Below are 18,634 nucleotides of genomic sequence, written 5' to 3'. Positions count from 1 at the left end.
CCTAACCCTCTCCCACGGGGAGAGGGGATAGATTTGCTGACAAATTCCAAGTGGCAGAAAATCCAAAAATGGTTGAATTTCAGTATCCTCAATTCCCTCTCCCCGCGGGAGAGGGTTAGGGAGAGGGCACGACACCAAACTGGTAAGTCAATTCCGCGGGTAAAACCCACCCATGGCTATTGTTATAAAACCCGCTTTGCCCGTTTTCAGACGACCACCGCTCTGCCGCGGAAAAGCCGAAAAGAAGTAGCGTGGGCTATGCCCACGACCTCACGGCTTCAAACACAACAAGGTCGTCTGAAAGCGCAGCATCAACAAAGTTAAAACGAATGCAGCGAATTTTGCTGAAACCCCAATACAGATTTCAGACGACCGTTGAAGCAAAATCGCGGGCATAGGCCACGCTACAACTGAACCATTTTTGGCTTCTCTGCCACTTGGAGTTTCCCCGCCAATCCATCCCCCCTCCCCGTGAGAGAGGGCTAGGGAGAGGGCAAAGCACAAACCGGTAAGTCAATTCCGCGGGTAAAGCCCACGCTACGACAGTTGTTATAAAACCCGCTTTGCCCGTTTTCAGACGACCTAAGCTCTGCCACAAAAGAAAACTGAAAAGAAGTAGCGTGGGCTATGCCCACGACCACACGGCTTCAAACACAACAAGGTCGTCTGAAAGCGCAGTATCAATGAAGTTAAAACGAATACAGCGAGTTTCGTTAAAAACAAATACAGATTTCAGACGACCGTTGGAGCAAAATCGTGGGCATAGCCCACGCTACAACTGAACCATTTTACGACTGCTCCCATTTTTGGTTTCTCTGCCACTTTTAGCTTCCCTGCCAACCCATCCCCTCTCCCTGTGGGAGAGGGTTAGGGAGAGGGTAAAGCACAAACTAGCAATTCAAAGTCGTCTGAAAATCAACCAGCCTACCCCAAACCATCCAACAAAGGAGACCCTATGCAACTCATCTTCGGCGCCAACGGCCCGTCCGGCCGCGCATTCATCCGCACACTCACCCATCCCGCCGACACCGTTGCCGTATTAAGAAAGCCGCCTGAAGATTCGTTCTTCAGCGAACACCGCATTCAGACGACCGTAGCCGACGCGCTCGATGCCGACGCGCTCGACAAAGTGTTCGCACAATACCGCCCCGACAGCGTCATCAGCTTCGTCGGCGGCAAAAACGAACAAGGCATACGCAGCGACGCATTGGGCAACATCAACATCATCGCCGCCGTCCAAGCCGCCAACCCGCAAGCCCGTTTCATCCTGATTACCAGCATGGGCTGCGGCGAACAATGGGACATGATGAGCGAACCCTTCAAACAAGCCCTCGGCGAAGCCGTCCGCGCCAAAACCGAAGCCGAAATCTACCTCAAACAAAGCAGTTTGAACTGGACCATCCTCCGCCCCTGCGGATTGGACAACAGCGAAGACAACCGCCACATCCTGACCGACCACCCCGACGGCATCCCTAAAAACTACATGAGCCGAAACGGACTCGCCACCGCCGTCGCCGCCGTCCTGCAAGACCCCAGCAGCATCGGTAAGGTTTACACCGTCGGCTCAGGCAGTTAACACCGCGTCCATAGTCAAACAGGTCGTCTGAAACCGTTTCAGACGACCTGTTTTCTATTGCCGACAAGCGCAACGCCAATCAGCGCGGCATCCATTCATCCACTTAAAAAACCATTCCCAAACCCCGCTTTCAGACGACCTCCTGCCTTGTGTTATGATAATGGCTCTTCACACAAAGGTATTTTATGGACAAACCCGTCTATCTCTACACTGACGGCGCATGCAAAGGCAATCCCGGCGCAGGCGGCTGGGGCGTGTTCATGCGTTACAGCGCACATGAAAAAGAACTGTTCGGCGGCGAAGCGGAAACCACCAACAACCGCATGGAGCTGACCGCCGTCATCGAAGGCCTGAAATCCCTAAAACGCCGCTGCCAAGTCATCATCTGCACCGACTCGCAATACGTCAAAAACGGCATGGAAAGCTGGATACACGGCTGGAAAAAAAACGGCTGGAAAACCGCCGCCAAAAAACCGGTTAAAAACGATGATTTATGGAAAGAACTCGACAGCTTGGTTCAACAGCACGATGTCCGTTGGACTTGGGTAAAAGGCCATGCCGGACACCCTGAAAACGAAAAAGCTGACGAGCTCGCCAACCGAGGCGCGGCAAAATTTTTATAACACTTCATCCATGACTGCACTCAAACATCTCAAACCATTCTTTTGGATTGCCATCATTGCATTGATTTGTGTGACGCCCATAGCATTTATGTTTGCCTATTCGCCCTTTCATGATGTCAATGATTTTTTTCGCTTTGGATTGTGCGATCACGTTAAGAGTGCCGAAGAATGTGCCGACTTAATCACACCCTCCTATTTATTTTGGTGGTTTATACCTGAACCGTGGTTTTACGCATTCATACTACTAACTGCCATTTACCTCGTTCTAAAAATCCTGATTGAAATCATCCGATTCCTATTCAGACTCAGAAAGAAAAACCCATGACCTGCCCCATCTGCACCGCAGACAACGAAGACATTTTGCTGCAAACCCCAAACCTGCGCGTTATCGCCGTCCACAACGAAGCCGCAGCCCCGGCATTCTGCCGCGTCATCTGGAACGACCACATCGCCGAGATGACCGACCTTTCAGCCGCCGAACGTGCCGAAATCATGGAAATGGTGTATAAAGTCGAAGCCGCCATGCGCCAAGTGTTCCATCCCGCCAAAATCAACCTTGCCAGCCTGGGCAACGTCGTTCCCCATCTGCATTGGCACGTCATCGCCCGCTTTGAAAACGATGCCAACTTTCCTGCCCCGATTTGGGCAGCACCCGTCCGCGAACACGGCATGCCCTTGCCGGACCACTGGACAGAACAAGTCAAAGCCCTGCTGGCGTAATGTTCAGACGACCTTAACGGGCGTATCGGAAACCGCATATCAACAGATTTTCAGACGACCTGCCACAAAGGTCGTCTGAAACCCAACCAAAGGAAACCATATGACCTGGCAAACCTCCCGCCGCCATTTCCTCCGCGCCTGCTCCGCCGCAGCCGGAGCCGGTCTGCTGCAAGCCTGCGGCACCGGCACTACCGTTACCCCGTCCACTCAAACCGGCAACACAGCGAAAGCCCAACCCGTGCAGCCCAAAACCAGCCATCCCCCACGCTCCGGCGACAACCTCCTCCGCGTCGTCGCCCCTTCCGGCTTTGCCGAAGATCCCAACCGCGTCAACGCAGGCTTAACCCGCCTCTATAACGCAGGTTTTACCGTGACCAACCAACAAGCAGGCAGCCGACGCTATCAACGCTTCGCCGGCTCCGACGCCCAACGTGCCGCCGACTTCCAAGAGGTCGCCACCGGCCGCGTTGAAACCCCCAAAGTCCTCATGGGCTTGCGCGGCGGCTACGGCGCGGCACGCATCCTGCCGCAAATCGACTTCGCCTCACTCGGCGCCAGAATGCGCGAACGCGGCACTTTATTCTTCGGCTTCAGCGACGTTTGCGCCGTCCAACTCGCCCTGCTCGCCAAAGGCAATATGGCAAGTTTCGCCGGACCTATGGTTTACAGCGAATTCGGCAAACCCGAACCCAGCGTCTACACCATGGATTCGTTCATCCGCGGCACCACCAACAACGTCAACGTCATCGACGTTCCCGCCATCCAACGCGCCAACGTCAACGTCGAAGGTACCTTATGGGGCGGCAACCTCAGCGTCCTAGCCTCCCTCGCAGGCTCGCCCTATATGCCCGACATCCAAGGCGGCATCCTGTTCGTCGAAGACGTCAGCGAACAACCCTACCGCATCGAACGCATGTTGAACACGCTTTATCTTGCAGGCATCCTGCAAAAACAACGCGCCATCATCTTCGGCGACTTCCGCATGGGCACCATCCGCGACGTATACGACTCAAGCTACGACTTCTCCGCCGTCGTCAACCACGTCTCACGCACCGCCAAAGTCCCTGTCCTGACAGGCTTCCCCTTTGGACATATCACCAATAAAAGCACCTTCCCCTTAGGCGCACATGCCAAAATCCACAGCACCGCCAACGGCGGCTACACCGTAACCTTCAGCGGCTACCCTACCCTGAACCCCGCCGCCTTAACCCTCAACAACCTGCTGCCCCCGCCTATGCCGACGTTCAACGGCTCTACCTACCGCAGCACGACAACCGAAGAAGTCATCGAATAAACAAGCTTTCGATTCAAACAAAGGTCGTCTGAAAATCCGAATCGGTTTTTCAGACGACCTTTTTCTATCCAATAAACTTCACATAATGAGGGAATGAGCGGTACTATAGTGGATTAAATTTAAATCAGGACAAGGCTGCGAAGCCTCAAGACAGTACAGACAGTACAGAAACCGATTCACTTGGTGCTTCAGCACCTTAGAGAATGTCTCTTTGAGCCAAGGCGAGGCAACGCCGTACTGGTTTAAAGTTAATCCACTATACAATCTACGGCAAACTTTCATCGTTATACTGCCCATGCCAGCAAATAGCGGGTTAAATTTAAATCAGAACAAGGCTGCGAAGCCACAGACCGTACAGATAATACGAAACCGATATACATCCAACCAAACACACATTATTCAAAAAACAAAAGAGCCTGCATAAAGCAGGCTCTTTATTTAAACTAATCGTACTAGATTAGAATTTGTGACGCAGACCAACCAGACCAGCGGTAGATTGAGTTTTGTCGCCACCTTTGCCTTCTTTCAACCAGCCGGCAGAAACAAGAGCAGAAGTACGTTTAGAGAAGTCGTAGTCAGCACCAACAATCACTTGGTTGTATTGGCTGTTACCTTGTTTCACGCCGTTTTCTTTAGCTTTGAAGCCGTGAGCGTAAGACAGACGAGGCATTACGTTACCCATACGGTAGCCGCCAGTTACAGCAACTTCAGTACGTTCGTTTTTCTTAGCGTCAGCTACGTCAGCTTTAAAGCCTTCGTATTGACCGGCAACAGAAACCAGTACGTTGTTAGCATCGTAACCACCTACCAGACGGTGTACTTGGTAGTCTTTGTAAACGCCAGAACCCAAAGTGGTGTTGCTGTTGAACAGTTCCAGATGTTCTGTATCCAAAGATTTACGTTTTGCGAAAGTACCAGCGTAGCGACCAAAGAAACCGGAGTTTTCATAGTTCAGACCCAGGTCGAAAGAGTGACGGGTTTTCACGTCATGAACATGTTTGTCCTCAGGGTTAGCATTGTCGCGTGGTTGGTATTGAGCGCTTGCGCTGAAACCAGCAAATACTGGAGAGTCGTAACGTACAGATACTTTACGCTCGTCAACACGTTTCAGTTTACCGAATTGCAAAACTGATGCATTCGCGTCGCTAGATTCCCAAGGATCTACGCTGTCGCTGTTGTCTTTCAGAGCAGTGTTCAATTTACCAGCGCGAACTTTACCGAAGCCGCCTTCCAAACCGATGAAGGATTCACGAGTACCCCAACCTTTGTCAGTACCGGCAACAGAAGTATTTTGCTCTACTTGCCAGATAGCATTCAGGTTGTTGCTCAGGTGTTCGTGACCTTTGAAACCGATACGGGAACCAAAGTCAGCAATTTCAGTTGCAGTTTTGTTTTTGGTGCTTACGTGATTAACAGTTTCTTTAGTACGAGAAACTTCAACACCGGCTTTAACTTGACCGTACAGAGTCACGTCAGCCATAGCTGCAACAGGCAAAGCTGCCAAAGTCAGAGCAATCAGAGATTTTTTCATTGCTGTATTCCTTTTCTATCGTGAAGAAATAACTTAAGCAGACTCGGATAGAATCCGCTTAGGCTTTACATTATCGCTGGAATCAGCGATTCCATGACTCTCACTATAATTGTTCCTCTCTAAAAAAACAAACTTTATTCACTACCCCTACTGACCACCTGACCTCACAGCACCCGCATCACAACAAGGCATTCGCAATATTTTCCTTATAAATCATAATGTAATATCAACTTACCCGTTGTTTGCATTTTTACAACACAATTTCCTAAACGGTCGTTTTAGGCGATTGGCTGTTGTTTTTTAGCTAAATCAGCCGGATGAATGAATAAACGGGTGCAGGTGTGTACTTTCTTATAGCATGCAATTTATGTGGGATTAGCCGGTCATGAACATTAGGTATATTCCCTCCCTCAATGTAGAAACATAAATCCTGCCCTTTGAATTTGCGGTTTCGTCGGTGTAACACCGACATGACCTGTCCCGTAGTTTCCTCAAAAGAAAAGGTCGTCTGAAAATCTTTGTATTGATTTCAGACGACCTTTTGCCATTGGCACATACAATTCCCGCAAACCAAATTTCTGGAAAGGTTGATAGAAATATCTATTCGGGCAGACTGTGACCTTATTGATGCAGTGCGGGCATTACCCGCAACAGACTTTGGCAAAGAAAGATTCTCCATAAGCACGCACTTAGATTTCAAACGACCTCACAGCCATATTGGCATTTCGGGACGAATGATACCGAACTCGGACGGATAATCCACTCCGGTCAGATACAGCCCATCAGGCATAAAAGTCGGGGGGGCTTTTAATCGACTGCGCTCTTCGATTAAGTCCTGAAATCCGGAAACGCTAAGCCTGCCGCTACCAACATAAACCAATGCACCCATGATATTACGCACCATATGATGTAGAAAGGCATTGCCGTGCAGGTCTAATTTGAGGAATTGCGGCGTACCGCTGATTTTTGCGCTGTATAAGGTTTTAATGGGCGATTTTGCTTGGCATTCGGCAGCACGAAAGCTGGAGAAATCATGTTCGCCTTCTAATAATAGAGCTGCCTGTTGCATTTTTTCAGGATCGAGTTTGAGGTGCGTCCACCCTACTCTGCCTTGCAATATCGGGGAGCGGACGGGAGATGATTCCAAAAGGTAACGATATCTTCTACCGTATGCGTCAAAGCGGGCGTGAAAATGTGGGGCAACCTGCTGCGCGAACAATACAGCCACACCTTCAGGAAGATAAGCATTGACGCCCCGCACCCACGCCTGCTCGGGACGGACCACTGCGGTATCAAAATGGACGACTTGTGCAGTCGCGTGTACGCCTGTGTCGGTTCGTCCGGCAACAATAGTACGGATGGTTTCACCCGCAATCTGACTGAGTGCGCATTCCAAGGTCGTCTGAACAGTGGGTAAACCGTCGGCTTGTTTTTGCCAACCGTAAAATTGGCTGCCGTCATAAGACAGGGTTAATGCCCATCTTTGTATGGTTTTTATGGATAATGATTCGGTGTATGCAGTCATATGTCGTCTGAAAATAATAAAAGATGCCGTTTTCACGGCATCTTTTATTTTAGCATTGTTCAATTTCGATTTACTTGCCAATATTAGGCATTCAATTCGTTCATCAATGCTTGGGCTTTATTACGGATCTCACCGCTTGCGTCTTCCAGCAATTCAGTCAATGTCTCGCGGGCAGCATCGGGATCGCCGATTTCAACATACATTTTAGCTAGGTCATATTTAGCTTCCAGCGGAGCTGTCATACCGACGGACTCGGAGATGAAGCCTGAGTCAAAACCGGAATGTTCATTACTGTTGTCGGCAGTATCTTCAACACCCAGATTTTCCCATTCGATAGTTTCGTCAGCGCTGGCTTCTTGAGTGTTTTCAATACTGAAATCTTCACCATCTTGGAATGATAAAGGTTCGTCTTGTTTAATCTCAAACGGCTGAACATCGGCTTCAGGCTGTGGCTGCTCTGTTTTTTCAATAACGAAGTCCAGCGCTTCCTCAGAGCTATCTGCCTGTTTGTCTGCTGTTTCAACTTCAGCCAACACTTCTTCTTGTATGTCTGCGACTTCAACTTCAGACGACGTTTCTTCTTGTGCGCCTAATTCAGGGAAAGGCTCAATAGCTTTAGCCGCTTTTGGCTCTTCCGCGAAGAAATCCCAACCCTCTTCCGATTCTTCAGATTTGGCTTCTACTTCTTCTGCTTCTGCATCAATTGTTTCTGATTTAGGCTCTTCCACCTCTACTTCGAAAGGAATTGGCTCTTCTTCCGGTGCTTGTGGTTGAGCTTCTGACAGGTCGTCTGAAACAGATGGTGCTACAAAAGAGGAAACGTATGGGGCCTCTTCCTCATGAGCAACCTCTTTTTCTACTGCTTCTACTTCAGCAGCTCTGTCTTCCATTACAACAGCAACATGTTGATATGGATTTTCCGGCTCAGGCTCATATACGCTTTCGGTAGATTCGACAGTATCCCAATCGATATCACGGCGTTTTTCGGTTTCTTCGTCGATGGTTACGGCGCTAGACACGATGCTGGCTTGAGTATTGTCCAGTTCGTTCAGATCCAGATCGACGTTTTCTTGTGCAGGTTCGGCAACCGGAGTCGGCTCATTAAAGAATACTTCATCATCGAAATCATCTTCAATTTCCAAACCGTCTTCTTCAGATTTGGAAGTTTCTGCTACAACTTGTGGTTGTGGTTGTGGTTGCGGTTGCGGCGCAGTGGCAGCAGGGAATACATGATCTTCGATACTGATATCGAGATCGTCCTCATCCTGATCGTCCTGATCTATCGCACCAGCCACAGGCGCAACAGCTGAATTCTTCCGCTTGCCCAACAAGAACAGTAACAGCAACAAACCTGCCGCTGCCGCACCGCCGATCAACAGCCAGCGCCATAATCCGCTTTCTTCCGCTGATGCTTCTTCTTGTTGTTTTTCTGTGGCAACTGCCGAGGCAATGCGCGCTTCGACATCAGCTTGTGCCTGAGAAATTTCTTGTGGTTCTGTGTTTGCTGTTGCAGACGATGCATTCGGCTCAGGCAGGACATTTACTTGCTCGGCAGAGGCTGCACCTGTTTCAGCTTTATTTTGCTCCGGAGTGCCTGCCGTCGTTACAGCCGGTTTGGTTTCAGGCTTAGCTTCTTGTACCGGCTCAGCTTTTTTATCTTCTTTTTTATTTTCTACTTTGGTGTTTTCTACCGGAGTCTCTTTAGGAGGCGTTGCGGTACCGGCTTTTTCAGACGACCCTTGGGCTTGAGGCTTATTGCCTTCCTGAACCGGAGGTTTGACTTGTGCAGGTTTGGATGCCGTCGATTTCATATCGCCGTGCATCGGAATGTACAACACCTTGCCCGCAAGCATACGGTCGGCATCTTTACCGATGAACACGCCGGGGTTGGCATTGACCAATGCCTGTATTGTTTGTTCGACGGTCATTCCTTGAGGACGGATTTTAGTGGCAATTTCGGTCAGAGTTTCACCCTGACGAACCAGATGCTGCTTGCCATAACGAATCTCGGTCCCATTGGCGCCTACAGAAGATTGTTGCTGTTGTTTTGACGGCTGTGCCTGTGTCTGTACCGGTTTATTTGTGTTGTTTTTATCTTTTCGTACAGCTTCCTTGCGAACGGTTTCATTTTGATTTCCGTTTTGTATCGCGCGGTTGATACGGTCACGCGCCGCCTGACGGTCAAATTGAGAATGGTATGAATTGTTGTCAGCAGAAGAATTGGATGAAGATTCGCCACCGCTGCGCGCACGGCTTGAACCATCCGTTTTACCGGAATAGCCTGCGGGATCAATGATGGCTGTGTATTCGCGTGATTGCGAACCTGCGCCGACTTGGAAAATCAACACAGGGTCTTTAATCGCTTTGCTTGAGTGGATAGTGACGACTGCCTTGTCGCCCGACTTACGGACACTGGTACGCAAATTGCTATTGGAAACAGTCGCTTTTCCGCCTTTCAACAGCGCCTGAGCCTCGTCACCGGTTACGGTAATACTGCCTGAAAACGGCTCGCCCAGATGGGATTGGACATTCAGCCCGCCAAGCCCTGCGCTCGCACCAAACGACACTGCCAAGGCCACAGATGCCGCGATTAATTTGATTTTATGATGGTTTTTCAAAACTTGTCCCCTGTGTAAAATGACAACCCTGCTAGAACTGCTACATGCTTAACCGTATATTACGATATATTACGTTATGATATCTTCTAAAGTCGCAGTCTGCCAAGTAATCCGATGAATTAAGTGATGAAACGAACGAGAAATTAACAGGTTTGTAATTTCTGTGTTTCTTTTTTACAAATCCTACTGATAACATAGTTTATCATCCCGACGGCATTTTTTAAACCCTTTTTTTAGATTATTGCCCGCCTGCATCGGCAATTTCGTTTCCAGGGTGGTGCAAAAAGGTGAGGCTGCCTGTATGATTAGCGTTTAGCCGATTGGTTTCATCTTTTTTGTTTGTTTGATTATGAAAGTTTTAAGCGATTTATTGGCAGTCATCTTGTTTTTCCTGACTTACACAATCACGAAAAACATGATTACTGCGACTGCGGTTGCCGTTGTATTCGGCATTTTGCAGGCAGGTTTTACTTACTGGAAATACAAAAAACTCGATACGATGCAGTGGGTCGGCCTGATCCTGATCGTCGTATTCGGCGGCGCGACCATTCTACTTCATGATGACCGTTTTATCATGTGGAAACCGACCGTTTTGTTCTGGATTGGCGCATTGGTTTTGCTGATCAGCCATCTAAGCGGAAAAAACGGATTAAAAGCGACTATGGGCAAAGAGTTGGAACTGCCTGAACATGTTTGGAGTAAACTGACTTATGCCTGGGTCGCATTCATGATTTTCTTAGGTATTGCCAACTGGTTTGTATTTACCCACTTCAAAGAACAATGGGTAAATTACAAAATGTTCGGCTCTACCGGTTTTTTGTTTGTTTTCTTTATCGCTCAATTTTCCTATTTGAGCCGATATTTACCCAAAAAGGATAGTTGATGGAATATTACATGCTCCTGGCCACCGATGCCGATAATGTACACGAAGCCCGTATGGCGGCACGCCCTGCCCATCTGCAACGCTTGGAAGCTTTGAAGGCTGAAGGACGTCTTCTGACTGCCGGCCCAAACCCTCTTCCCGACAATCCGGAGCGCGTGTCCGGCAGTCTGATTGTGGCTCAATTTGAATCTTTGGATGCCGCTCAAGAATGGGCGGAAAAAGACCCTTACGTCGATGCGGGCGTCTATGAAGAGGTATTGATCAAACCGTTCAAAGCCGTATTCAAATAATGGATATGCGTGAAGCTATTGAAGGTCGTCTGAAAACGCTGAATCCTGTTTTTTTTGACTTTCAGGATGACAGCCATCTGCATGCGGGGCACTCGGGAAACAAAGGAGGCGGGCATTATACGGTCGTAGTCGTCAGCGAAGCTTTCGGCGGCGTCAGCCGTCTTAACCGCCAACGCACCATTAAAACCTTACTTCACGATCTGTTTTCCGAAGGGCTGATTCACGCATTGAGCATCAAAGCGGCCACTCCAGACGAATACTTCCACTAATTACAGACATACTGGACATAACAAGAGAAAATCATGAAGAAAAAATATCTCATCTCTATGCTGATGACTGCTCTGGTTTCCGGCAGCCTTTCTGCCCAAACCTTAGTTACAGTTAATGGTCAAGCCATCGACAGCAGCGTCATTGATGCCCAAGTTGCCGCGCTGCGTGCAGCAAACAACAAAATTCCCGATTCTCCCGAGCTACGCAGAGAACTGACCGAGCGCCAAGTCATCAATACCGTCGTATCACAAGAAGCCAAACGCCTGAAACTCGACCAAAGTGCCGAATTCAAACAAGCTTTGGAACATGCCCGTACGGATGCCAAAAAACAAGGTGCCGATAAAAAAGCACATTTCAAAACCGAATGGGCGGCATTTGAAAGCGATTTACTTGGACAAGCTTATGCGATTCACGTCCTCCGTCAAAATCCTGTTCAAGAAAAAGACGTCAAAACCGCTTACGATAATTTCAGCAACTTCTACAAAGGCACTCAAGAAGTACAACTGGGCGAAATTATTACCCGCACCCAAGCGGATGCCCAAAAAGCCATTTCTGATTTAAATGCCAAGAAAAGCTTTGCCTCCGTCCTGAAACAATATTCAATAGATGAACGCGCCAAACAAGCGGGCGGCATCCAGCAAGGCTATGTTCCTTTAAAAGATTTGCAAGAAGCCGTTCCCCCGCTCTATGCCGCAGTTAAAGATTTGAAAAAAGGTGCGCACACTACAACGCCTCTGCAAGACAGCGACGTATATGCCGTCTTCTATGTCAACGACCGTCGGGATGTAAAGCTTCCGTCTTATGACGAATCCAAAAGCAGTATAGCCCAAGACCTGCAAACCTCCCGCGTCGATGAAGCACTCCAATCTCTGTTGCAAAAAGCCACAATTAAATAACTGTTCACGGAGTTTTTATCATGACATACCAAACTGCCGCCGCAGTCATCATGGCGACGGCTGTTGCCGGATTTGCTGTCGCCAAAGCGCCTGATATTGATCCGGCACGCATAGACAGCGAAGTCGCCCGCATTCTCAAGCAAGCCGAACAGCGTCCTGAATCCAAGCAGCAGCCTGACGGCAAAGCAATCCGCCAAGAAGTCGTCAAACACTTGCAAAGCATTGAAATTCTCAAAAATGCCGCACTCAAAGCCGGATTGGATAAAGATCCCGAGGTCCGCAACCAATTCCTCACTATGGAAGCGGAATTTTACGCGGCGCAATATGCCGACTATCTGAAGCGCACTGCCGAAATCAGCAATGCTGAATTATTGAAGTTTTACGATCAGCAAACCCGTATGATCAAGATTCAGCAGGTTAGCTTCGATACGCCCGAAGAAGCACGAGCAGCACAAGAATTGCTCTTGAAAGGCTTGTCATTTGAAGAATTGACGAAACGATATCCGAATCAGCAACCCGCATTTGAAGATTTCGTCATGGCAAGACAGCTGCGCCAACCGCTTGCAGGCATCTTGGGTCCAATGAATCGGGGAGAGGTAACTCACAATCCTGTTGAAATTGAAAACAAGTTCTTCCTGTTTAAAATCAGCGAAATCCAAAAAGATCCTCAAGCACCGCCGTTTGATCTGATTCGCGATCAACTCACCCAGCTGCTGAAAGAAGATAAAGCCCAACAGCAAATTCACCAGCTATTGCGTGAAAACGGTATCGAGCAATAACACGCACTGAAACGATACGGACTTCGGTAAAACCACGCCGTACCGGTTTAAAGCGGATTCCCATATAAAAAGGTCGTCTGAAACCTGTTTTAAGGTTTCAGACGACCTTTCGTTTGATATGCTTGATTTAATTAACCCGGTTTGCCGTCCAAACGCGGGCGGATGAGCCAAGGGATGTATTTCCATGCGTAAAGCAGCAAGGACAGGGCAAACAAGACTGCGGAAGTGCGGATGCTGTGGGTGTAACCGGTGCCGCTGACGAAGGTTGCAATGATGCGGATGACAGTGGCGGCTATCATCAGCCAAAAGGCGACGGGTACGGATTTGGGCGGTGGATAGATGGAGTTGCCGGTATGCCCGAGCGCAGTGCGCGCCATCATGCCCAATGTCAGGACGCCGATACCGCCGACGCCGATGAGATGTACGCCAAGATTAAGGAAAGAGCTGTGGAAGTAGGAGGCACCGATGGCAATCAATCCCAAACCTGTGAACAAATAGCCTGCGAACAAAATCCACAGCATCGGTTCTTTCAGAACGGCTTTATACCACCAGCGGTAAACCTGTACGGTAAAAATCACGCCCGCTGCAAAGGCAAAAGCAGATGAAAGCCAAGGCAGGGCATGGTGCGCCATCAGCATGGCAGTCAGCATGGGCAACCAGAGGGACGCATGCGCGACCCACATCGGGCTGGGGATTTGCGGAACATTCAGGCGTTTGGAGGTAAAGAAGGAAATAATCCGCATGCCGATAAGGCCGATAAAGCCTGAGACCATAATCAGACCGGACTGCAGCCCGCTGAGCAGTGCAGATGCGTTTCCGGCATGCAGTTGGAAGTGGAATGCGGCGTGCGTGCAGCCTAGGACGACGATGGCGAATACGGCGACGTAGTTGCGTTTGTTTTTGGAACGGATGACGGGCAATGCCATGCAAACTGCGCCGTACCAGAAAAACAGCGTGCCGAGTATGCCGCTGGCGGTTGCACCCCAGCCCGGAATGAAAACGGCAATCCTTGCTGCCAACCAAAATGCGGTCAATCCTGCCAAAACGCCTCCGCGCGTGGGCGGCTGCCCCGTCCAAGTGGCAACGGCGGTCAATAGGAAGGCAATGACGACGAGTCCGGCATAGCCCCAGATCATCTCATGGGCGTGCCAATAAAAATTGGACAACTCGGGCGTACCCGTATAGCCGAAGCCCCAAAGCAGGATGGAGAGTGCGCCGTATAGTGCCGCCAGCGAGTAAAACGGGCGGAATGCCATTGCCCAAACAGGGTGTTTGAAAAAGGCGGTCATGGTAGTTCCTTAGTTTGTTTTTTTTGAATGGTATTTTTTAGGTTTGAATAGACAGTAGGGTCGTCTGAAAACGCTAAAATCGTGCTTTCGGACTTTCAGACGACCTCTTTTATCAGATTCCTTCGGGTTCCGGCAAAAACGGCTCGACTGCGGGAAACAGTTCGCGTTCTTCAAAACGGGCATGGTCGCGTAGGGTAACGGCAAAGTCCTTATTCCATGCTTCGTTAAGATATTCAGGATTTGCTATCATACTGCGCAGTTTGGCGTGTTCGGCTTCGAAACGTTCGCGCATCACAACAGGAATATTCTGCCAATGCGGGGCGAACATGGTTTCTTCTTCGACAAAATGCGGTTCCAATTCAAGGAAATGGGCTTCGAGCTCTGTTTGATGGCTTTCATCGGGCGCGCGCAGGAGGCGGACGCAGAGTGAAAGGGCGTGATGGTGTTCGCGGGAAAGTTCGATAAGTGCTGGGTGGCGTTTTAACGGCTTCATAATATTTGATTATAATGATAATAAATTATCAAACTACACTGGATTAATTTAAATGTTTCAGATATTATGAAACTTAATCATATATAAAGTCAAACACATAACGGCGACAATTCTCCACTGGAAACACTGCCGCCGTCCTAAAAAAATAATATATTCTGAACAGAGAAAACCATGTATCTGACGCAACATACGGATTATGGTCTGCGGGTATTGATTTATGCGGCCATAAACGACGATTCGTTAGTCAATATCGGAACCATTGCCGAAGCCTATAACATTTCAAAAAGTCATTTGATGAAAGTCGTTACCGCGCTTGTCAAAGGCGGATTCCTGACCAGCATAAGAGGGAAAGGAGGCGGACTGCGTCTTGCCGACACACCCGATAAAATCAATGTCGGCGCGGTCGTTCGCCATCTTGAACCCATGCAGGTTGTCGAATGCATGGGGGAAAACAACGAATGCCTGATTACGCCGTCTTGCCGCCTTACCGGCATTTTGGGCGGAGCGATTAAGGCTTTCTTTGCGCATTTGGACGGGTTTACTTTGCAGGATCTGCTCAATAAACCAACCTACGATTTGCTATACGAACCCAAAATCGAAATCGTTGTCGAAAAAACAGACGATAAATCGGCATAAGCTACCTACTCTGCCGATATGTTTTAAGAGACTTAACTGAAAACCCGCACAATCCCAAAATTAGGAAACATCTGATCATTCTTGTAACCACAACATTTCACAAGCATCAAATTTTCTATTTTCAGACGACCTTTTTGGGAAAGTGTACGGGTCTATCCCGCTATTCAAGCCACACCAACTACCGACCTGCAATAGCGGGAATCAATCTAAGAACACAAGCCAATCAATAAAATAATATTTTTGCAGCTTTTTCTCCTCTAAGGCACGCCATCGCCATCGTTTTATCCAAACCACTTTTATTGTAAATTTGTGAACTTTTCCGGATGAACAACTTCTAATCCAGTTGACTGAGGCGTCGCTTCCTCTTTTTCTTTTGTTTTATTGTGATAATGAATAGCAATATCAAAATGTTGCATTGTACATATTAATATTTTAGATTATTCCAGAATAAATATTAACTCAAAAAACAGATGTAAAAACAGGTTGCAAACAAAAATTGTTGCTATTATCATGCGTCGATTATGAATAAAGACCGAATTTTAATCCCAGTAGCCGTCATTACCGTAACATTGCTTCACGCGGGCTTGATTGCGCTTTTGTGGGAAACATATAAACCGCTTATACCGGAAATGGCAAATATTGAGTTTGTCGATTTGGCGGATTTAGGTGGTGGCGACGGAGGTGGAGACGGCACCCCCGAAGGCGAAGGTGCGCCTGCCGCTCCCGAAAAAACGCCCGAACCGCAAAAGCCCAAGCCTCAACCGAAACCCAAACCGGTCGAACAACCCAAACCACAGTTCAAGCCGGTAATAACAAAAAAAGCGGATGCCGATATTCAGCAACCGAAAGAGAAGCCCAAGCCGGTTGAGAAACCAAAACCTGAGCCTAAACCCGAACCCAAACCGGAACCTAAGCCAGAGCCCAAACCAGAGCCACGCCCAGAGCCTAAACCCCAACCCAAAGCAGAACCTAAACCTGCACCTAAAGCCTCAGACTATACCAGCAGCAAAACTGGTCCGAATACTGCGGAAAACGGTAAAGGCAACGGACAAGGTAAAGCTCCTCATGGCGACAGCAAAGGAAACGGCGGAGGCAACAAAGGTCCTGGTAACGGACAAGGTGAAGGCAGCGGCCCCGGCAGTGGTGGCAACAAAGGCGAACATGGTTCAGGTAGTGGCAGTGGAGGAGGTTCCGGCGGTGGAAATGGCCCTGGAGCCGGACCGGGTAGTAGTAGAGCCAATCCCGTTAAAGGCGGCACTTGCCATATTCCTAAACCGCCATATCCGCCTATAGCGGCAGAAAACGGAGATACAGGTACAGTTATGCTGAGTGTCTTGGTTGGCCCAGGAGGAAAAGTTGCTGAAGTTAAAATTTTAAAACGCAGTGGCTCCAATGCTCTTGACCAAGCTGCCCGTAAAGCAGTTAAAAATGGTGCTTGCAATGCCTCTGTCTGGACTGAATTCCGAGTCCCGGTCTCTTTTACTCTTGAGTAATCGAGCGCAACACCTTTATCGACAAAAGTTTTAATTTACTTGGAAAATTTGGAAAAATTATGGATTTAAAAACAATATTCGAATCAGGCGATTTTGTTCTGATCAGTGTATTCGTGTTGATGTTAGTAATGAGTATCGTGACCTGGTGTCTGATTATCCTGCGCTCCATCAAACTGAAAAAAGCCAAAACCGCCAACGCACTCGTTAAAACGCAAATGCTTAATGCCTTTACGCTTACCGAAGCCGTGCAAAAAGTGAAAGATATTGATGCGCCCATGAGCCGCGTAGCGGACGAATCCCTGCGTGCCTACCAAAGCTATCGTCAAAGCAACGCGAAAACACTGACTACCGAGCTGCCTTTGAACGAATACCTCGTCATTCAAATCCGAAACAGCATGGAACAAAACATGCGCCAGTTTGATTACGGCATGACTGCTTTGGCATCCATCGGTTCAACTGCCCCGTTTATCGGCTTGTTCGGTACGGTCTGGGGGATTTACCACGCCTTGATCAATATCGGTCAAAGCGGTCAAATGAGTATTGCCGCAGTAGCCGGCCCGATTGGTGAAGCCTTGGTATCAACCGCCATCGGTTTGTTTGTCGCCATCCCTGCTGTCTTGGCGTATAACTTCCTCAACCGCGGCAAGAAAACCCTCTCTCAAGATATGGACGCTTTCGCACACGATTTACACGTCCGCCTGTTGAATCAAAAGGACTAAATTATGGCATTCGGCTCTATGAATTCCGGCGATGATGCACCGATGTCAGACATCAACGTCACGCCTTTGGTCGACGTGATGCTGGTACTGTTGATCGTTTTCATGATCACCATGCCCGTACTGACCCACTCGATTCCTTTGGAACTGCCGTCCGCTTCAGAAAATGCAGCGAAGCAGAAGGAAAAGCAGCCTAAAGACCCTCTACGCCTGACCATAGATGTTAATGGCAACTATTACATCGATGGTGATTCTGCAACCAAAGCGGATATTAATACGGTTACTTCCCGACTGAAAACTGAAAAGCAGAAAAACGCCAATACCATCGTTGCCATTTCAGCAGACAAGGCCGTTGAATACGAATATGTCAACAAAGCCCTCGAAGCTGCCCGCGAAGCAGGTATTACCAAAATCGGCTTTGTGACCGAAACTAAAGCACAATAATACCGGCAGTAAAAAGGTCGTCTGAAAAGCATTCCTACTTTTCAGACGACCTTTTACATACAAATCAGACACAGCCTAAATACATCCAATACACTCATTTTCAGTAATTCCTCTTTTCTTCATAGTGCAGATGAACCGCATTTTTTATAAATTCGACTTCCTAGACACTCAAATCTGCCCTAACCTTCCTGATTGGAGAATAGTTAGACACAAAGCCGGAGACTCTCCATTCGCTCAAGGATAAGGGGTCGTCTGAAACCTTCACTCTTTTCTGTATAAATACCCTTAGCCGCTACAATATAAGGATTCGGGAAGGTTGTTTTTAACACCCCTATTCCCCGATTTCCCTTAATAACAAAACCACCATGCCGGATTAGCATCCACCCAATAAAGCGATGAAACCATCTTTATCTTCAATCAAACGAGCACAGAACACACTCTCTACAAAACACTTTCCATTTCAAAAAAGGTCGTCTGAAACCAGATGTGTAACATAGTGGATTAACTTTAAATCAGGACAAGGGGACGAAGCCGCAGACAGTACAGATAGTACGGAAC

19 protein-coding genes are annotated in these 18,634 nt (G+C 48.4%); 14 read left to right on the top strand and 5 right to left on the bottom strand.

The genetic code is table 11. The features are described 5' to 3' along the window. The first annotated feature begins 955 nt into the window (after positions 1-955). From HMPREF2726_RS04450 to HMPREF2726_RS04430, 5 genes are all read left to right on the top strand, one after another. Positions 956-1,576: an NAD(P)H-binding protein gene (locus HMPREF2726_RS04450; protein WP_070602353.1), complete on the top strand. Its 621-nt coding sequence runs from the start codon at positions 956-958 to the stop codon at positions 1,574-1,576. Positions 1,577-1,761: 185 nt separating this feature from the next. Next, complete coding sequence (rnhA, locus tag HMPREF2726_RS04445; protein ID WP_070602351.1) at positions 1,762-2,199, top strand: ribonuclease HI; 438 nt, start codon at positions 1,762-1,764, stop codon at positions 2,197-2,199. Between the two features lie 10 nt (positions 2,200-2,209). Further along, complete coding sequence (locus tag HMPREF2726_RS04440) at positions 2,210-2,524, top strand: hypothetical protein (protein ID WP_036491816.1); 315 nt, start codon at positions 2,210-2,212, stop codon at positions 2,522-2,524. Then, positions 2,521-2,919 carry an HIT family protein gene (locus tag HMPREF2726_RS04435; protein WP_070602349.1) on the top strand — a complete coding sequence of 133 codons (399 nt, stop codon included), beginning with the start codon at positions 2,521-2,523 and terminating at the stop codon, positions 2,917-2,919. Before HMPREF2726_RS04440 ends, HMPREF2726_RS04435 begins: the two co-directional genes overlap by 4 nt. 100 nt (positions 2,920-3,019) lie before the next feature. After that, positions 3,020-4,213, top strand: coding sequence for an LD-carboxypeptidase (locus HMPREF2726_RS04430; protein WP_070602347.1), 1,194 nt, complete (start codon positions 3,020-3,022; stop codon positions 4,211-4,213). Positions 4,214-4,670: 457 nt separating this feature from the next. Here the strand turns inward: HMPREF2726_RS04430 and porB are convergent, their stop codons facing one another. The 3 genes from porB to HMPREF2726_RS04415 all read right to left on the bottom strand — a co-directional run bounded on the left by porB (position 4,671) and on the right by HMPREF2726_RS04415 (position 9,887). Next, complete coding sequence (gene porB, locus HMPREF2726_RS04425; protein ID WP_070602345.1) at positions 4,671-5,744, bottom strand: trimeric porin PorB; 1,074 nt, start codon at positions 5,742-5,744, stop codon at positions 4,671-4,673. Positions 5,745-6,450: 706 nt separating this feature from the next. Then, positions 6,451-7,269, bottom strand: a complete 819-nt coding sequence (gene truA / locus HMPREF2726_RS04420) for a tRNA pseudouridine(38-40) synthase TruA (protein WP_070602344.1) — start codon at positions 7,267-7,269, stop codon at positions 6,451-6,453. A gap of 83 nt (positions 7,270-7,352) precedes the next feature. Continuing rightward, entirely contained in the window at positions 7,353-9,887 is a 2,535-nt protein-coding gene (locus HMPREF2726_RS04415) for a motility hub landmark protein FimV (protein WP_070602342.1), read from the bottom strand. Between the two features lie 349 nt (positions 9,888-10,236). Between HMPREF2726_RS04415 and HMPREF2726_RS04410 the strand changes: the two genes are divergently transcribed. From HMPREF2726_RS04410 to HMPREF2726_RS04390, 5 genes are read left to right on the top strand one after another with little or no spacing between them, the layout of a single operon-like run. Next, entirely contained in the window at positions 10,237-10,770 is a 534-nt protein-coding gene (locus tag HMPREF2726_RS04410; RefSeq protein WP_003776270.1) for a septation protein A, read from the top strand. Further along, entirely contained in the window at positions 10,770-11,060 is a 291-nt protein-coding gene (locus HMPREF2726_RS04405) for a YciI family protein (RefSeq protein ID WP_003759356.1), read from the top strand. The genes HMPREF2726_RS04410 and HMPREF2726_RS04405 overlap by 1 nt, the downstream gene beginning before the upstream one ends. After that, a complete protein-coding gene (locus HMPREF2726_RS04400; RefSeq protein ID WP_003759357.1) occupies positions 11,060-11,329 on the top strand; it encodes a BolA family protein in 270 nt (89 codons plus the stop codon). Before HMPREF2726_RS04405 ends, HMPREF2726_RS04400 begins: the two co-directional genes overlap by 1 nt. A gap of 33 nt (positions 11,330-11,362) precedes the next feature. After that, positions 11,363-12,226, top strand: coding sequence for a peptidylprolyl isomerase (locus HMPREF2726_RS04395; RefSeq protein ID WP_070602340.1), 864 nt, complete (start codon positions 11,363-11,365; stop codon positions 12,224-12,226). Positions 12,227-12,246: 20 nt separating this feature from the next. Beyond that, positions 12,247-13,005: a peptidyl-prolyl cis-trans isomerase gene (locus HMPREF2726_RS04390; protein ID WP_070602338.1), complete on the top strand. Its 759-nt coding sequence runs from the start codon at positions 12,247-12,249 to the stop codon at positions 13,003-13,005. Positions 13,006-13,136: 131 nt separating this feature from the next. On the opposite strand, the gene HMPREF2726_RS04385 is transcribed toward HMPREF2726_RS04390, so the two are convergent. After that, on the bottom strand, positions 13,137-14,294 hold the full coding sequence (locus HMPREF2726_RS04385; RefSeq protein WP_049230346.1) for an NnrS family protein: 1,158 nt from the start codon (positions 14,292-14,294) through the stop codon (positions 13,137-13,139). A gap of 112 nt (positions 14,295-14,406) precedes the next feature. Next, positions 14,407-14,787, bottom strand: a complete 381-nt coding sequence (locus tag HMPREF2726_RS04380) for a hemerythrin domain-containing protein (RefSeq protein WP_070602336.1) — start codon at positions 14,785-14,787, stop codon at positions 14,407-14,409. A gap of 171 nt (positions 14,788-14,958) precedes the next feature. On the opposite strand from HMPREF2726_RS04380, the gene HMPREF2726_RS04375 reads away from it, so the two are divergent. The 4 genes from HMPREF2726_RS04375 to HMPREF2726_RS04360 all read left to right on the top strand — a co-directional run bounded on the left by HMPREF2726_RS04375 (position 14,959) and on the right by HMPREF2726_RS04360 (position 18,076). Further along, entirely contained in the window at positions 14,959-15,423 is a 465-nt protein-coding gene (locus HMPREF2726_RS04375; protein WP_003759367.1) for an Rrf2 family transcriptional regulator, read from the top strand. Positions 15,424-15,944: 521 nt separating this feature from the next. Beyond that, on the top strand, positions 15,945-16,916 hold the full coding sequence (locus HMPREF2726_RS04370) for an energy transducer TonB (RefSeq protein ID WP_070602334.1): 972 nt from the start codon (positions 15,945-15,947) through the stop codon (positions 16,914-16,916). A 59-nt stretch (positions 16,917-16,975) separates the two neighbouring features. Beyond that, complete coding sequence (locus HMPREF2726_RS04365) at positions 16,976-17,635, top strand: MotA/TolQ/ExbB proton channel family protein (RefSeq protein ID WP_003759374.1); 660 nt, start codon at positions 16,976-16,978, stop codon at positions 17,633-17,635. A gap of 3 nt (positions 17,636-17,638) precedes the next feature. Next, entirely contained in the window at positions 17,639-18,076 is a 438-nt protein-coding gene (locus HMPREF2726_RS04360; protein ID WP_003759376.1) for an ExbD/TolR family protein, read from the top strand. Positions 18,077-18,634: the final 558 nt, after the last annotated feature.

This window comes from Neisseria sp. HMSC074B07, assembly GCF_001810355.1.
Classification (GTDB): Bacteria; Pseudomonadota; Gammaproteobacteria; order Burkholderiales; family Neisseriaceae; genus Neisseria.
The sequence above is the reverse complement of the archived record's forward strand: the minus strand, read 5'-3'. Positions and strand labels throughout refer to the sequence as shown.

Coding starts and splice junctions, on each gene's coding strand:
- HMPREF2726_RS04450 (WP_070602353.1), top strand. CDS start 956: ATGCAACTCATCTTCGGCGCCAACGGCCCGTCCGGCCGCGCATTCATC.
- rnhA (WP_070602351.1), top strand. CDS start 1,762: ATGGACAAACCCGTCTATCTCTACACTGACGGCGCATGCAAAGGCAAT.
- HMPREF2726_RS04440 (WP_036491816.1), top strand. CDS start 2,210: ATGACTGCACTCAAACATCTCAAACCATTCTTTTGGATTGCCATCATT.
- HMPREF2726_RS04435 (WP_070602349.1), top strand. CDS start 2,521: ATGACCTGCCCCATCTGCACCGCAGACAACGAAGACATTTTGCTGCAA.
- HMPREF2726_RS04430 (WP_070602347.1), top strand. CDS start 3,020: ATGACCTGGCAAACCTCCCGCCGCCATTTCCTCCGCGCCTGCTCCGCC.
- porB (WP_070602345.1), bottom strand. CDS start 5,744: ATGAAAAAATCTCTGATTGCTCTGACTTTGGCAGCTTTGCCTGTTGCA.
- truA (WP_070602344.1), bottom strand. CDS start 7,269: ATGACTGCATACACCGAATCATTATCCATAAAAACCATACAAAGATGG.
- HMPREF2726_RS04410 (WP_003776270.1), top strand. CDS start 10,237: ATGAAAGTTTTAAGCGATTTATTGGCAGTCATCTTGTTTTTCCTGACT.
- HMPREF2726_RS04405 (WP_003759356.1), top strand. CDS start 10,770: ATGGAATATTACATGCTCCTGGCCACCGATGCCGATAATGTACACGAA.
- HMPREF2726_RS04400 (WP_003759357.1), top strand. CDS start 11,060: ATGGATATGCGTGAAGCTATTGAAGGTCGTCTGAAAACGCTGAATCCT.
- HMPREF2726_RS04395 (WP_070602340.1), top strand. CDS start 11,363: ATGAAGAAAAAATATCTCATCTCTATGCTGATGACTGCTCTGGTTTCC.
- HMPREF2726_RS04390 (WP_070602338.1), top strand. CDS start 12,247: ATGACATACCAAACTGCCGCCGCAGTCATCATGGCGACGGCTGTTGCC.
- HMPREF2726_RS04385 (WP_049230346.1), bottom strand. CDS start 14,294: ATGACCGCCTTTTTCAAACACCCTGTTTGGGCAATGGCATTCCGCCCG.
- HMPREF2726_RS04380 (WP_070602336.1), bottom strand. CDS start 14,787: ATGAAGCCGTTAAAACGCCACCCAGCACTTATCGAACTTTCCCGCGAA.
- HMPREF2726_RS04375 (WP_003759367.1), top strand. CDS start 14,959: ATGTATCTGACGCAACATACGGATTATGGTCTGCGGGTATTGATTTAT.
- HMPREF2726_RS04370 (WP_070602334.1), top strand. CDS start 15,945: ATGAATAAAGACCGAATTTTAATCCCAGTAGCCGTCATTACCGTAACA.
- HMPREF2726_RS04365 (WP_003759374.1), top strand. CDS start 16,976: ATGGATTTAAAAACAATATTCGAATCAGGCGATTTTGTTCTGATCAGT.
- HMPREF2726_RS04360 (WP_003759376.1), top strand. CDS start 17,639: ATGGCATTCGGCTCTATGAATTCCGGCGATGATGCACCGATGTCAGAC.